General features: G+C 69.8%; 6 protein-coding genes, 1 tRNA gene and 1 rRNA gene. 1 reads left to right on the top strand and 7 read right to left on the bottom strand.

Annotated elements, in window-relative coordinates; translation table 11 throughout:
• Window positions 1-92: 92 nt before the first annotated feature.
• The 4 genes from ACGFYV_RS33510 to ACGFYV_RS33495 form a co-directional block, all read right to left on the bottom strand.
• On the bottom strand, window positions 93-938 hold the full coding sequence (locus ACGFYV_RS33510) for a helix-turn-helix domain-containing protein (protein ID WP_393882293.1): 846 nt from the start codon (window positions 936-938) through the stop codon (window positions 93-95).
• Window positions 939-1,237: 299 nt separating this feature from the next.
• Window positions 1,238-3,979, bottom strand: coding sequence for a DNA translocase FtsK (locus tag ACGFYV_RS33505; RefSeq protein ID WP_393882292.1), 2,742 nt, complete (start codon window positions 3,977-3,979; stop codon window positions 1,238-1,240).
• Window positions 3,980-4,103: 124 nt separating this feature from the next.
• The gene (locus ACGFYV_RS33500) at window positions 4,104-4,790 is read right to left on the bottom strand and encodes a two-component system response regulator (protein WP_393882291.1); all 687 of its coding nucleotides are present in this window, start codon (window positions 4,788-4,790) and stop codon (window positions 4,104-4,106) included.
• Between the two features lie 291 nt (window positions 4,791-5,081).
• Entirely contained in the window at window positions 5,082-10,544 is a 5,463-nt protein-coding gene (locus tag ACGFYV_RS33495) for a HAMP domain-containing protein (RefSeq protein ID WP_393882290.1), read from the bottom strand.
• A gap of 409 nt (window positions 10,545-10,953) precedes the next feature.
• Here ACGFYV_RS33495 and ACGFYV_RS33490 point away from each other — a divergent pair, with 409 nt between their 5' ends.
• A complete protein-coding gene (locus ACGFYV_RS33490; protein WP_393882289.1) occupies window positions 10,954-13,707 on the top strand; it encodes a SpoIIE family protein phosphatase in 2,754 nt (917 codons plus the stop codon).
• 54 nt (window positions 13,708-13,761) lie between these two features.
• Here ACGFYV_RS33490 and ACGFYV_RS33485 read toward each other — a convergent pair.
• From ACGFYV_RS33485 to rrf, 3 genes are all read right to left on the bottom strand, one after another.
• Window positions 13,762-13,834: transfer RNA gene (locus ACGFYV_RS33485), tRNA-Thr, on the bottom strand.
• Window positions 13,835-13,917: 83 nt separating this feature from the next.
• Window positions 13,918-14,580, bottom strand: coding sequence for a DegT/DnrJ/EryC1/StrS family aminotransferase (locus ACGFYV_RS33480; protein ID WP_393882326.1), 663 nt, complete (start codon window positions 14,578-14,580; stop codon window positions 13,918-13,920).
• A 114-nt stretch (window positions 14,581-14,694) separates the two neighbouring features.
• Window positions 14,695-14,788: ribosomal RNA gene (rrf, locus tag ACGFYV_RS33475) — 5S ribosomal RNA — on the bottom strand; the annotation flags it as partial.

The raw sequence follows: 14,788 nt of genomic DNA, 5'->3' as shown, positions 1-14,788 counted from the left end.
GGGCTCAAGACTACTTTGTCTGTCTGACACCCCACGTCGACGGGGTTGGCCGATCTTGGCCAACCCCGTCACATGCGCATCTTCCGGGGCCGTCAGCCGACCTCGGGGTCACCCTTCGTGTAGGTGAGGCGCTCGACGGCACCGGGCCGGAAGTCGTCGTGGATCTTCTTGCCGTTGACGTACAGCTGGATCGCGCCGGCGTCACCGAGGATCAGGTTGATCTTGGAGCTGTCCTGGAAGGTCTTGGACTCGCCCTTGTTCAGCAGTCCGTCGAAGAGCATCCGGCCGTTGTGGTCCTTGGCGGAGATCCAGCTGCGCCCGTTGTCCGCGCTGACCTGGACGGTCACCTTGTCCTGCGGTGCGGCGGCGATGGCGCTGTCGGACGGGTCGGACTTCGGCGGGGCGGGCTTGTCCTGGGTGGGGGTGGGCGAGGGGGTCTTGCCTGCGGAGGGCGAGGCGCCGCCGCCGGCGACCTGCGACTTGCCGTCGCTCCCGCTGTCGCCGCCCTTGAACGCGGTGAACCCGACGAAGCCGATCACCGCGACGATCGCGGCGACCATGGCCGCGGTCCAGTTGGGTCCGCGCCGCTCGGGACGGATCCGCTCGGCCTCGAACAGAGGTGCGGCCGGGGTGGGTGCGGGGCGCCCGCCGTGCGCGGCGTCGAACTGCGCGAGCAGCGGTCCGGGATCGAGGTGGACGGCCCTGGCCAGCGTTCGGATGTGCCCGCGCGCGTACACGTCGCCGCCGCAGGGGGCGAAGTCGTCCGCCTCGATGGCGTGCACGATGGCGATACGGACGCGAGTGGCGCTGCTGACGTCGTCGACGGTGAGTCCGGCCGCGATGCGCGCCTGCTGCAGGGCTCGCCCGACGGAGGGACGGTCTTCCTCGGACACGTCGTGGAACGGACGCTCGTCTTCAGGGGAGTTGCCGATGGACACGGGGGCGCCTTTCGAGCGTGTGAGCCACCTGTGCTGGAGGTTCAGTCTAGGGGGGGTACGAAAGGGTGGGGCAACCGGGCGGTGGTATTTGTACGCCATCGGAACGGCCGGTCAGCCCGACGGCGGAACGGGCACGGACGCCTTTTCGGGCACCCCGCCTGTTCTCTCGCTCAACTTGACGTACGGCAAAGGGAAACGGTTGCTCGTCGGCTTCTCACAGTTGGATCACGAGTTCGGACGGGTGGATCGCGGCGATGCCGCCACCCGGCGTAGTCCGACACGCCGGGCGCTGCACAGTCCTACCCCTCAGACTCCCCGCGAATCACGGCGAGCACGCCGTCCAGCTCGTCGGGTTTCACGAGAACGTCACGTGCCTTGGATCCCTCGCTGGGCCCGACGATGTTCCGGGACTCCATGAGGTCCATGAGCCGGCCGGCCTTGGCGAAGCCGACGCGCAGCTTGCGCTGGAGCATGGACGTCGACCCGAACTGGGTGGAGACCACCAGTTCGGCGGCCTGGCACAGCAGGTCGAGGTCGTCGCCGATGTCCTCGTCGATCTCCTTCTTCTGCTTGGTGCCGACGACGACGTCCTCGCGGAAGACGGGCGCCATCTGGTCCTTGCAGTGCTGGACGACGGTCGCGACCTCGGCCTCGGTCACGAACGCGCCCTGCATACGGGTTGGCTTGTTCGCGCCCATCGGCAGGAACAGACCGTCGCCCTTGCCGATCAGTTTCTCGGCGCCCGGCTGGTCGAGGATGACCCGGGAGTCGGCGAGCGAGGAGGTGGCGAAGGCCAGCCGAGAGGGGACGTTCGCCTTGATCAGACCGGTGACGACGTCGACCGACGGCCGCTGTGTGGCGAGCACCAGGTGGATGCCGGCCGCGCGCGCGAGCTGCGTGATGCGCACGATCGCGTCCTCGACGTCCCGCGGGGCGACCATCATCAGGTCGGCCAGCTCGTCGACGATCACCAGCAGGTACGGGTACGGGTGCAGCTCGCGCTCGCTGCCCTCGGGCAGCTTCACCTTGCCGTCGCGGATCGCCTGGTTGAAGTCGTCGATGTGCCGGAAGCCGAACGCGGCCAGGTCGTCGTAGCGCAGGTCCATCTCGCGCACGACCCACTGCAGTGCCTCGGCGGCCCGCTTGGGGTTGGTGATGATCGGCGTGATCAGGTGCGGGATGCCCTCGTAGGCGGTCAGCTCGACGCGCTTGGGGTCGACCAGGATCATCCGGACGTCCTCGGGGGTCGCCCGCATCATCACCGACGTGATCAGGCAGTTGATGCAGGACGACTTGCCGGATCCGGTCGCGCCGGCGACCAGCATGTGCGGCATCTTCGCCAGCGAGTGCATCACGTACCCGCCCTCGACGTCCTTGCCGAAGGCGACCAGCATCGGGTCGTCGTCCTCGGCGGACTCCGCGAGCCGCAGCACGTCACCGAGGTTGACCATCTCGCGGTCGGTGTTGGGGATCTCGATGCCGACCGCGGACTTGCCGGGGATCGGGCTGATGATCCGCACGTCGGGGCTGGCGACGGCGTACGCGATGTTCTTGGTGAGCGCGGTGATCCGCTCGACCTTCACGGCGGGGCCGAGCTGGACCTCGTAGCGGGTGACCGTCGGGCCGCGGGTGAACCCGGTGACGTCGGCGTCCACCTTGAACTCGGTGAAGACGGTGCGCAGGGAGTCGACGATCGCGTCGTTCGCCGCGCTGCGCGCCTTTCCGGGGCCTCCGCGCGTGAGGAGGTCAAGCGACGGCAGCGAGTACGTGATGTCCCCGGAGAGCTGGAGCTGCTCCGCGCGCGCGGGCAGGTCGCGGGGCGCGTCCGGGGCGGACTTCGTGAGGTCCGGGACGCTGTCGACCTTGAGCTTCTCCTGCCGGGGGCGGGAGGCCGGTGCCGGTACGGGCGACGGGGCGGGGACGGGGGTGGTCTCCTCGCGCTCGCCCACGCTCACACCCTGGGTGAGGTCGGCGACGAGCGGGGACGGCGGCATGCCGTGCAGGACGGCACCGTCGAGCGCGGCGGCAGCGGCGGCGGCGACGTCCACGGCGTCCATCCGGCGCTGCGGGTCGGGCTGCGGCACCGCGGAGCGCCTGGGACGGCCGCGGCGCTGCGAGAGGGCCTCTTCCTCCGCGTCGCCGGCGTCGTACGCCAGGGGGGCGCTCCGGCGCCCGCGGGAGCGCGCGGGCAGCGCCTCGCGCCACTGCTCCTCGTAGCGCTCGTCGTCCTCGGCGAACTCGTCCGCGTCGAACCGGTCCGCGTCATGGTCGTGCAGCACGCCCAGGCGCGTTCCGAGGGCGCGCAGGCGCTGCGGGACGGCGTTGACCGGGGTGGCGGTCACCACGAGCAGACCGAAGATCGTCAGCAGCACCAGCAAGGGTACGGCGAGCACCTCGGTCATCGTGGACGTCAGCGGCGTCGCGGCCGCCCATCCGATGAGGCCGCCGGCGTTCCTTATGGCCTGCATGCCGTCGCTGCGGGCGGGCGAGCCGCACGCGATGTGGACCTGGCCGAGCACGCCGATGACGAGCGCGGACAGACCGATCACGATCCGCCCGTTGGCGTCCGGCTGCTCCGGGTGCCGGATGAACCGTACGGCGATCACGGCGAGCAGGATCGGCACCAGCAGGTCGAGCCGGCCGAAGGCGCCGGTGACCAGGATCTCCACCAGGCCGCCGACCGGACCGCGCAGATCGGCCCAGGTGCCGGCGGCGACGATCAAGGCGATGCCGAACAGCAGCAGCGCGACGCCGTCCTTGCGGTGGGCCGGGTCGAGGTTCTTCGCGCCCCGCCCTATGCCCCGGAAGACGGCGCCGACCGCGTGCGCGACGCCCAGCCAGAGGGCGCGCACGAGCCGGTACACGCCCCCGGTGGGGTTCGGGGCCGGCTTGGGGGGCGCGGCCTTCTTCGCCGGGGCCTTCTTGGCGGGCGCCTTCTTGGCCGGGGCCTTCCTCGCTGCGGCCTTCTTCGCCGGAGCCTTCGCGGGAGCGGCCGCCTTCTTGGCGGGCGCCTTCTTGGCTGCGGAGGGACGTGAGGCCATGGGTGTGAGGTTACCGGGGGAGACGGCAGCGGACACGTGTGCCCAGGGCTTCACCCGTTCGTGTCGCCCGTGCCGTGACGCGAAACTGACGCGCGCTCATGGACAACTCCGCTGCCGTGTTGCGTCAGTTCTGCGTCGGCAGGGCCGGCCCGCCGCTGCCCGTGCCCGGCTCCAGGGCGTCCAGGGCGCGGCGCAATCCGGTGAGTTTGCGCTCCAGATGGGCCGCGGTCGCCACCGCTGCCGCATCCGCGGACTCGTCGTCCAACTGCTTGGACAGCGCCTCGGCCTGCTCCTCCACGGCCGCGAGCCGCGCGGAGAGTTCGGCGAGCAGTCCGGCGGACTCCTTGCCGGCGACGGCGCCCTTCCCGTTGCCGTTGCCCTCCAACTGGAGCCGCAGCAGTGCCGCCTGCTCCCGGAGCTGGCAGTTCTTCATGTACAGCTCGACGAACACCGAGACCTTGGCGCGCAGCACCCACGGGTCGAACGGCTTGGAGATGTAGTCCACCGCGCCCGCCGCGTAGCCCCGGAAGGTGTGGTGGGGACCGTGGTTGATCGCGGTGAGGAAGATGATCGGGATGTCCCGGGTCCGCTCCCGCCGCTTGATGTGCGCGGCGGTCTCGAAACCGTCCATGCCCGGCATCTGGACATCCAGCAGGATGACCGCGAAATCGTCCGTGAGCAGTGCTTTGAGCGCTTCCTCCCCGGACGATGCCCGCACCAGCGTCTGATCGAGCGCAGAGAGGATGGCCTCCAGCGCCAGCAGATTCTCCGGCCGGTCATCGACCAGGAGGATCTTGGCCTTCTGCACCATGGCCCGCCCTCCTCGCCCCGGCGGTACACCGGGCGCCGCCCCAGGGGACGACTCCCTTTCGCCGCCCGTCCTTGTGCCGGTCATCGTAGCCGTACCCCGCCGCTCGCCACACCCTGTCACCGCGATGTCACTGTGCACATAGCAGAAACGCGGACGGACCCCGGAAGGTTCCCGGAATCCCCGATTCCATCACGTCGCCGGCGCCGGGGCGACGACGGCCGCGCATGCGCACCCGACGTACCCTCAACGTTCACCCGTACCCTCAACGTTCACCGGCGGTCGCCGGTTCCCTCATTCCGCCCCCATCCACTGCCGCATGACCGCCAGCAGGTGATCGGGGTCGACCGGCTTGGTGACGTAGTCGGAGGCACCCGACTGGATCGCCTTCTCCCGGTCGCCCTTCATCGCCTTCGCGGTCAGCGCGATGATCGGCAGCCCGGCGAACTGCGGCATCCTGCGGATCGCCGTGGTCGTCGCGTACCCGTCCATCTCCGGCATCATGATGTCCATCAGGACGACCGCCGCGTCGTCGTGCTGCTCCAGCACCTCGATGCCCTCGCGCCCGTTCTCGGCGTACAGCACCGAAAGACCGTGCTGCTCCAGGACGCTGGTGAGCGCGAACACGTTGCGGATGTCGTCGTCGACGATCAGCACCTTCTCCCCGCCGAACCGCACCGCCTGCGCCTGCTCCGCCCCGCCCTCCTGCTGCTCGGCGCCGGCCGTCCACGACTCCGGCCGCTGCTCGGCCGGCGGCAGGCTGCGGCGACGGCGCCGGAAGAGAGCCGCCGCCCCGTTCTGCGTCTCCTGGTACGACTTCACCTCGGCCGGCGTCTCGATCTCCACGGCGGACAGCTTCGAGGACCGAAACACCTCGGAGGCGACCAGCTCGACGGCCTCCAGCGGGACCACGGACTGCTGGTAGCCCTGCGGCGGCAGCTCACTCGGGTGCAGCGGCAGGTACAGCGTGAACGTGGAGCCGCGGCCCGGCTCGCTCTGCGCGTGGATCTCACCGCCGAGCAGCTGCGCGATCTCCCGGGAGATGGACAGGCCGAGACCGGTGCCGCCGTACTTGCGGCTGGTCGTGCCGTCCGCCTGCTTGAACGCCTCGAAGATCACCCGCATCTTGCTGGCCGCGATGCCGATGCCCGTGTCCGTCACCGAGAACGCGATCAGCTCGGCGTCCGGATCGGTCAGCGCCCCGGCCTCCAGCAGCTGCTCCCTGATGGACTGCGGCACACCCGCGCCGGCGGGCCGGATCACCAGCTCCACGGAGCCGGAGTCGGTGAACTTCACCGCGTTCGACAGCAGGTTGCGCAGCACCTGCAGCAGCCGCTGCTCGTCGGTGTGCAGGGTGGCCGGCAGCTCCGGGGAGACCCGTACGGACAGGTCCAGGCCCTTCTCCGCGGTCAGCGGCCGGAAGGTGGCCTCCACGTAGTCCACGAGCTGGACGAGCGCGATGCGCGTCGGGGAGACGTCCATCTTGCCCGCCTCGACCTTCGACAGGTCGAGGATGTCGTTGATCAGCTGCAGCAGGTCGGAACCGGCGCCGTGGATGGTCTCGGCGAACTCGACCTGCTTCGGGGAGAGGTTGCCGTCGGCGTTGTCGGCGAGCAACTTGGCGAGGATGAGCAGGGAGTTGAGCGGCGTGCGCAGCTCGTGCGACATGTTGGCGAGGAACTCGCTCTTGTAGCGCATCGACACCGCGAGCTGCTCGGCACGCTCCTCCAGGACCTGCCTGGCCTCCTCGATCTCGGTGTTCTTCACCTCGATGTCCCGGTTCTGCCGGGCCAGCAGCTCGGCCTTCTCCTCCAGCTCCGCGTTGGAGGCCTGCAGCGCCTTCTGCCGGTTCTCCAGCTCGGCCGACCGCTCGCGCAGCTGCTCGGTCAGCTCCTGCGACTGCTTCAGCAGCTGCTCGGTCTTGGTGTTGACCGAGATGGTGTTGACGCTGGTCGCGATCATCTCGGCGATCTGGTTGAGGAAGTCCTTCTGGATCTGCGTGAACGGGGTGAAGGACGCCAGCTCGATCACGCCGAGCACCTTGCCCTCGAACAGCACCGGCAGCACGATCACCTGCGCGGGCGGGGCCTCGCCGAGACCGGAGGAGATCTTCAGGTAGCCGCTGGGCGCCCGCTCCACCAGGATCGTGCGCTTCTCCTGGGCGGCCGTGCCGATCAGCCCCTCACCGGGCCGGAACGACGTCGGCATGGAACCCATCGAGTAGCCGTACGCGCCGAGCATCCGCAGCTCGTAACGGTCCTCCTCGTCGCCGGCGAGGTCCTGGCCGTCCATGACCGGCATCGTCACGAAGAACGCGCCGTGCTGCGCGGAGACCACCGGGGTCAGCTCGCTCATGATGAGCGAGGCCACGTCCTCCAGGTCCCGGCGGCCCTGCATCAGCGCGGAGATGCGGGCGAGGTTGCCCTTGAGCCAGTCCTGCTCCTTGTTGGCGATCGTGGTGTCGCGCAGGTTGGCGATCATCTTGTTGATGTAGTCCTGCAGTTCCTGGATCTCGCCTGACGCGTCCACGTCGATCTTCAGGTTCAGGTCACCGCGGGTCACCGCGGTCGCCACGCGCGCGATGGCGCGCACCTGCCGGGTCAGGTTCCCGGCCATCTCGTTCACCGACTCGGTCAGGTCCCGCCAGGTGCCGTCAACGTCACGCACGCGTGCCTGACCGCCGAGCTGCCCCTCGGTGCCCACCTCTCGGGCCACCCGGGTGACCTCCTCGGCGAAGCTGGACAGCTGGTCGACCATCGTGTTGATCGTCGTCTTGAGTTCGAGGATCTCGCCACGGGCGTCAATGTCGATCTTCTTGGTCAGGTCACCCTTGGCGATGGCCGTGGTGACCATGGCGATGTTGCGCACCTGGCCGGTCAGGTTGGACGCCATGCCGTTCACGGACTCGGTGAGGTCCTTCCACGTGCCGGCCACACCCGGCACATGCGCCTGACCGCCGAGGATGCCGTCCGTGCCCACCTCACGGGCCACCTTGGTGACCTGGTCGGCGAACGAACTCAGCGTCTTCACCATCGTGTTGATGGTGTCGGCGAGCTGCGCCACCTCGCCGCTCGCCTTGATGGTGACCTGACGCGTCAGGTCACCGTTGGCAACGGCCGCGGACACCTGGGAGATGTTCCGCACCTGCATGGTCAGGTTGTTGGCCATCAGGTTCACGTTGTTGCTGAGGTCCTTCCAGATGCCCGTGACACCCGGCACGTGCGCCTGGCCGCCCAGGATGCCCTCGGTGCCCACCTCACGGGCCACCCGGGTCACCTGCTCGGCGAAACTGGACAGCTGATCAACCATGGTGTTGACCGTCGTGACGAGTTCGAGGATCTCGCCCTTCGCGTCAACAGTGATCTTCTTCGACAGGTCGCCCTTGGCGACCGCGGTCGTGACCTCGGCGATGTTGCGCACCTGGATCGTCAGGTTGTTCGCCATGAAGTTCACGGACTGCGTGAGGTCCTTCCAGGTGCCGGAGACACCCTGCACCTCGGCCTGACCGCCGAGGATGCCCTCCGTACCCACCTCACGGGCCACACGCGTGACCTCCTGGGCGAACGACGACAGCTGGTCGACCATCGTGTTCAGGGTGTTCTTCAGCTCCAGGATCTCCCCGCGCGCGTCCACGGTGATCTTCTGGGAGAGGTCACCGCGGGCCACGGCGGTGGCGACCTGGGCGATGTTGCGCACCTGAGCCGTCAGGTTGCCCGCCATGCCGTTCACGGAGTCCGTCAGGTCCCGCCACACACCGGCCACGCCCGGCACCTGCGCCTGACCGCCGAGACGGCCCTCGGTGCCCACGCCCCGGGCCACCCGGGTCACCTGGTCGGCGAAGGCGGACAGCTGGTCGACCATCGTGTTGATCGTGTTCTTCAGCTCGAGGATCTCGCCGCGCGCGTCGACGTCGATCTTCTGGGAGAGGTCACCGCGCGCCACGGCCGTCGTCACCTGGGCGATCTGCCGCACCTGGGAAGTGAGGTTGCCGGCCATGAAGTTGACGGAGTCCGTCAGCTCCTTCCAGGTGCCCGACACACCGTCCACCCGGGCCTGACCGCCGAGGCGGCCCTCCGTACCCACGTCCCGGGCCATCCTCGTGACCTGGTCCGCGAAGCTCGACAGCTGATCCACCATCGTGTTCACGGTGTTCTTGAGCTGGAGCATCTCACCGGACACGTCCACGGTGACCTTCTGCGACAGGTCGCCGTTGGCCACCGCCGTCGTCACCTGGGCGATGTTGCGCACCTGCCCGGTGAGGTTGCGGAACGCGGTGTTGACGGAGTCCGTCAGGTCCTTCCATGTACCGGCCGCTCCCGGCACCTGGGCCTGACCGCCCAGCTCACCCTCGACGCCGATCTCCCGGGCGACCCGGGTCACCTCGGCACCGAACGCCGACAGCTGGTCCACCATCGTGTTGACGGTGTTCTTCAGCTCCAGCATCTCGCCGGCCACGTCCACGGTGACCTTCTGCGACAGGTCGCCGCTCGCCACGGCGGTCGTCACCGCGGCGATGTCCCGCACCTGCGTCGTCAGGTTCCGGAACACCGTGTTGACGGAATCGGTGAGGTCCTTCCAGGTTCCGGCGACACCGGGCACGGTCGCCTGACCGCCCAGCCGGCCCCCGGCACCGACCTCGTTGGCCACCCGCGTGACCTCGTCCGCGAAGATCCGCAGCGTCTCGGTCATCTGGTTGATCGTGTCCGCGAGCTGCGCGACCTCGCCCCGCGCCGGAACGGTCACCTTCTGCGACAGGTCACCGTTGGCCACCGCGGTGGTGACCTGGGCGATGCCCCGCACCTGGGCCGTCAGGTTGCCGGCCATCAGGTTCACCGAGTCGGTGAGTTCCTTCCAGGTGCCGTCGACTCCCGGAACGTGCGCCTGACCGCCGAGGATGCCGTCCGTGCCGACCTCGCGCGCGACCCGCGTCACCTCGGAGGAGAACGCGGAGAGCTGGTCGACCATCGTGTTGACGGTGTTCTTCAACTCCAGCATCTCACCGGCCACATGGACGGTGACCTTCCGCGACAGGTCACCCTTGGCCACCGCCGTCGTCACCAGCGCGATGTCCCGCACCTGGGCGGTCAGCCGGGACGCCATCGTGTTGACGGAGTCCGTGAGGTCCTTCCACGAGCCGGACAGACCGCGCACCCGGGCCTGACCGCCGAGCTTGCCCTCCGTGCCGACCTCGCTGGCCACCCGCGTGACCTCGTCGGTGAACGTGGACAGCTGGTCGACCAGGTTGTTGACGGTACGGCCGACCTTCAGGAACTCGCCCCGCAGCGGATGCCCCGTCCCGTCCGGCGCCTGCGTGCGCAGGTCCATGCGCGGCGACAGATCGCCCTCGGCCACCGCCGTCAGCACCCGGCTGACCTCGGAGACGGGCCATACGAGATCGTCGACCAGCGCGTTGGAGTGGTCGATCGCGGTCGCCCAGGAGCCCTCGCAGGCGCCCGTCTCCAGCCGCTCCGTCAGCTTGCCCTCACGCCCGACCATGCGACGCACCCGCGACAGCTCACCGGTCAGGTGCATGTTCCGGTCGGCCACCTCGTTGAAGACCGCGGCGATCTCCGACATCACGCCGTCCCCGGACACCGTGAGCCGCTTGCGGAAGTTCCCGTCGCGCATCGACACGAGCGCCGCCAGCAGCCGGTTCAGGGCAGCCGTGTCCACGGCGGTGGTGCCGCCGTTCCTGCCCAGGGACGGTCCGCCTTTCGCGCGCGTCTTCGTGCCCCGCGTCGCTCCGCCAGACTCCACTGTGTCCCTCCCGGAGGGGTAGACCATCACTGCCGTGCTCGGCCGCGTCGACCCGGCGTGCCGCTTCCGGCATACCGGTTACTTCCGTGTACTCATTACTGCTCGGTATCTGTGCCGGACGAGATCCGGCCACACCAGGACCTGCTGCCCGCCGTACACGGAACACACGCGGCCTGACCGGACCTTCACCAGAAGCTTGCCCAGTGTTTCACCCTGTCCGAACCAGGCCATAACAGTTCGGCAGCTTCGCACATCGTCCGCACACCCTGGGGGGTAAACACGGGCGACCGGCATCCGCTCGGACGGTGAAGGTAAGTAACCTTGCATACGGCTGTCCAGCCGCACCGGTCCGACCGGCCTGTGCGGTGGCACCAGAAGGAAGCGGGCATCGGAGGGGCGACCGCAGACCATGACCACCGGACTGATCCCGGGGGGACACCCCCCGGAGCCACGGCCGACGGGCGAGCGGATGCCGCAGCAGCGGCACGAGCCGGACGGCCGACCAGCCCTGCACGTCGACGACAGGCCGAGGAGTTCTGTGATCACCGCGCGCGCGGCCGCCAGCTTCGAGCCCGTCGGGCGATCCGTCGCGACCGCCCGCTCCTTCGTCCGCGACACCCTCCAGGGCTGGGGCTTCGCCGACATCGTCGACGACGCCGTGGTGCTCACCAGCGAACTGGTGACCAACGCCGTGGTCCACGCGGGCACCCAGGCCGAAGTGCTGTGCCTGCGCGCCGAGGACGGCGTGCGCATCGAGGTGTCCGACCGCTACCCCGAGCGCGAGGTCCCGCTCCAGAGCGCCCACGCCGCCATGAGCAACCTCGACCGCGAGGGCGGCCGCGGCCTCCAGCTGTGCGCGGCCCTGGCCACCCGCTGGGGCGTCGACTACACGCCCACCCACAAGAACGTCTGGTTCCAGCTGGACCTGCCCGAGCGCCCGGTCGGCACCCGCGCCGCCGGCCCCGCCCTGCCCGCCGAGCTGCTGCCGCTCGCCGACAGCCGGGTCCGCGTCGCGGTCCTCCAGATCGACCGGAAGGGCGCCATCGGCTCCTGGAACGAGGACGCGGAGCACCTGTTCGGCTACGCCCCGGACGACGTCATCGGCCGGCCCCTCACCGACCTCGCGGCCTGGCCGCACACCCCCGGCACCGCCACCGGCATCGCCGAGGCCCTGCGGCTGTCCCGCTGGGAGGGCAGCTACGGCATCCGCGGCTCCGACGGCCGGGTCGCCCGCGTGTACGCCTCCCACCTCAGGGTCCGCGACACCGGCGGCGAACCCTCCACCGTCTGTCTCCTGGTACGCGACCACGAACGCGCCGTCCTGCAGACACCGCAGCGCGTCCACACCAGCGACCAGGGCACCGGCTCCGACGGCCAGAACACCGACCCGTTCGAGGTGTTCATCGGCTCCCCCGCCCCCGACGACCTCGACGGCCTCCTGCAGCGCACGGTGGAGCGCGCCCGCGACATGCTCGACGGCGACTCCGCGTTCCTGCTGCTGGCCACCGACGACGAGACCGAGCTGGAGGTCCGCGCCTCCACCGGCCTGCCCTCCGCCCGCCAGCGCTTCGCCCGCGTCCCCGTCGAGGCAGGGCCCGGCCGCTACGGCTCCGCGCGCATGCCCGCCGTCCACGACGACCTCGACGCCGTCCCCGGCGCCGTCCCCCTCCTGTCCGGCACGGGCATGCGCTCGGTCGTCACGGTCCCGCTGAAGGTCGAGGGCCGCCTCACCGGCTCCCTCGGCGTCGCGGCCGAGGCGCCCACCCGGTACTCGAACGAGGAGGCGCTGCGCCTCCAGTTCGCCGCCGACCGCATCGCCCTGGCCGTCGAGTCGGCCCGCCTGGGCGAGCTGGAGCGGCTGCGCCGGGGCTCCCTCAGCTTCCTCGTCGAGGCGTCCGACCTGCTGGCCGGCACCCTGGACCGCGATCAGACCCTGGCCCTGATGGCCCAGATGACGGTCCCGACCCTGGCCACCTGGTGCGCCGTCTACACGATCGCCGACCAGGCCTCGGAACCGTATCTGTCGTACGTCCTGCACGAGGACGAGGAACTCATCGACGGCATCAAGTCGTTGCTGTCGAAGGTTCCGCCGCCCGACCCGGTGCCGACGCCCGGCGCCCGCGTCTGGACCGTCCCCGGCGAGGTCGCCCACCAGGCGGCCCTGCGCACCTCGATGCGCAGCCTCGGCCTGGCCGGCCCCACCCACCAGATCGCCCCGGGCATCGGCCCGACCCTCGCCACGGCCTCCGCGGTCGGCGGCGAGACGGTCGTCCTGCCGCTCGTCGCCCGCAACCGCGTCATCGGCATGCTGACCCTCGGCAAGCCCACGGACGAACACTTCCGCCAGGAGATCCTGGAACTGGCCGAGGACCTGTCCCGCCGGGCCGCCCTCGCCCTCGACAACGCCCGCCTGTACTCGGAGCGCACGGCCATCAGCCAGTCCCTCCAGCGCAGCCTCCTGCCGCCCGGCCTGCCGAACATCGACGGCGTCGAGGTCGAGGTCATCTACCGCGCGGCCGGCGAGGGCAACGAGGTCGGCGGCGACTTCTACGACCTCTTCCCCATCGGCAACGGCGCGTACGGCTTCGCCATCGGCGACGTCTGCGGCACCGGACCCAACGCCGCGGCCGTGACGGGCCTGGCCCGGCACGCCCTGCGCCTGCTGGCCCGCGAGGGCCTGAGCGGCCCCGCCGTCCTGGAGCGCCTGAACTCCGCGATCCTCGACGAGGGCGACCGCAGCCGCTTCCTGACCCTGCTGTACGGCGAGTTGCGGCCCCAGGAGGACGGCAGCGCCGAACTGAAGGTCGTCTGCGCCGGCCATCCGCTCCCGCTGCGCCTGCGCCAGGACGGCACGGTGGCCGCGGCGGCCGAACCACAGCCGCTGCTCGGCGTCATCGAGGACCTGGAGCTGTACGAGGAGACGGTCACCCTCGACCCCGGTGACGTCCTGCTCTGCGTCACCGACGGCGTCACCGAACGCCGCGAGGGCACACGCATGTTGGGCGACGACGGCCTCGCCGACGTCCTCACCACCTGCACGGGCCTCACCGCGGGCGCGGTCGCGGCCCGCATCATGCGCGCGGTGGAGCGCTTCGCGTCCGACGCCCCGTCCGACGACATGGCCATTCTGGCCATGCGGGTCCCGGGTCTCCAGCAGGACTGAGCCCCGGGGAGCATGCGAAAAGGCCCCGCCCTATGGGCGAGGCCTTTTTCCTTGAGCCCCCAAACGGAATCGAACCGTTGACCTTCTCCTTACCATGGAGACGCTCTACCGACTGAGCTATAGGGGCCTGTCACGTGCGAGGTTTCCCTCGCGGCAACAAAAAGATCGTACCCTGAACGGGCCGGACTTCCAAAACCCGTTCGGCCTCGATCAGAAGGCGGGCTGAAGCAGTCCCCCGAGCGCATTGCAGGCGGAGACTATCCGCTGCATCTCCCGCTTCGTCAGGGCCGCGTCCACGGGAAGCGCCAGCGTCTCGTCGGCGGCCAGCTCGGTCTCCGGCAGCGTCACACAGCGCCGGAACTCGGGCAGCCGGTGCACAGGCGTCTTCACGGGCACCCGGCAGTCGACTCCCCTGGACCGCAGGGCCCGTGCGAAGGCGTCGCGGTCCGGCCGCCCGTTGCCGGGCACCCGCACCACGTACTGCTGATAGGTGTGCCCGTCACCGCCGTCCGGCGTCCGCACACCCTTGAGCTTGGCATCGAGGTACGCCGCCCGCTCCCTGCGCTGGGCTATCTCGTCGTGCGGCGCCTCGGACTCGCCCTGCTCCAGCACCAGCAGGCCGTGCCGCTGCCCGATCTCGTGCAACCGTCCGATGCCGGCCCGCCGTCCGAAGCGGTGCACGGCAACGACCGCCGCGGTACGAGGCGTTACGGCCTCCTCCACGGCTGCCGCGTCCAGGCAGTACGTGAGCGGGTCTATGTCGGCGAACACCGGAAGCGCACCCGCCAGGGTCACGGCCTCGGCGACCTCGACGTTCCCGAAGGCCGGCACGACGACCTCGTCACCGACTCCGACGCCGGCGGCCCTGAGCATTGCAGCAGTACCCATGTGAAGGATGCTGAGCGCGCAACGTGAACGTGAAGTTACGCAAACCAAAAAAGGGTCGGACCCTGAACCGAAGTTCGGGGTCCGACCCTTTCAATAATAGTTCGGCGGCGTCCTACTCTCCCACAGGGTCCCCCCTGCAGTACCATCGGCGCTGTGAGGCTTAGCTTCCGGGTTCGGAATGTAACCGGGCGTT

This window comes from Streptomyces sp. NPDC048297, assembly GCF_043201585.1.
Taxonomy (GTDB): Bacteria; Actinomycetota; Actinomycetes; order Streptomycetales; family Streptomycetaceae; genus Streptomyces.
Note: the sequence above shows the minus strand (reverse complement) of the source record. Positions and strands in the feature narration are given on the sequence as shown.

Coding starts and splice junctions, on each gene's coding strand:
- ACGFYV_RS33490 (WP_393882289.1), top strand. CDS start 10,954: ATGACCACCGGACTGATCCCGGGGGGACACCCCCCGGAGCCACGGCCG.
- ACGFYV_RS33500 (WP_393882291.1), bottom strand. CDS start 4,790: ATGGTGCAGAAGGCCAAGATCCTCCTGGTCGATGACCGGCCGGAGAAT.
- ACGFYV_RS33505 (WP_393882292.1), bottom strand. CDS start 3,979: ATGGCCTCACGTCCCTCCGCAGCCAAGAAGGCGCCCGCCAAGAAGGCG.
- ACGFYV_RS33480 (WP_393882326.1), bottom strand. CDS start 14,580: ATGCTCAGGGCCGCCGGCGTCGGAGTCGGTGACGAGGTCGTCGTGCCG.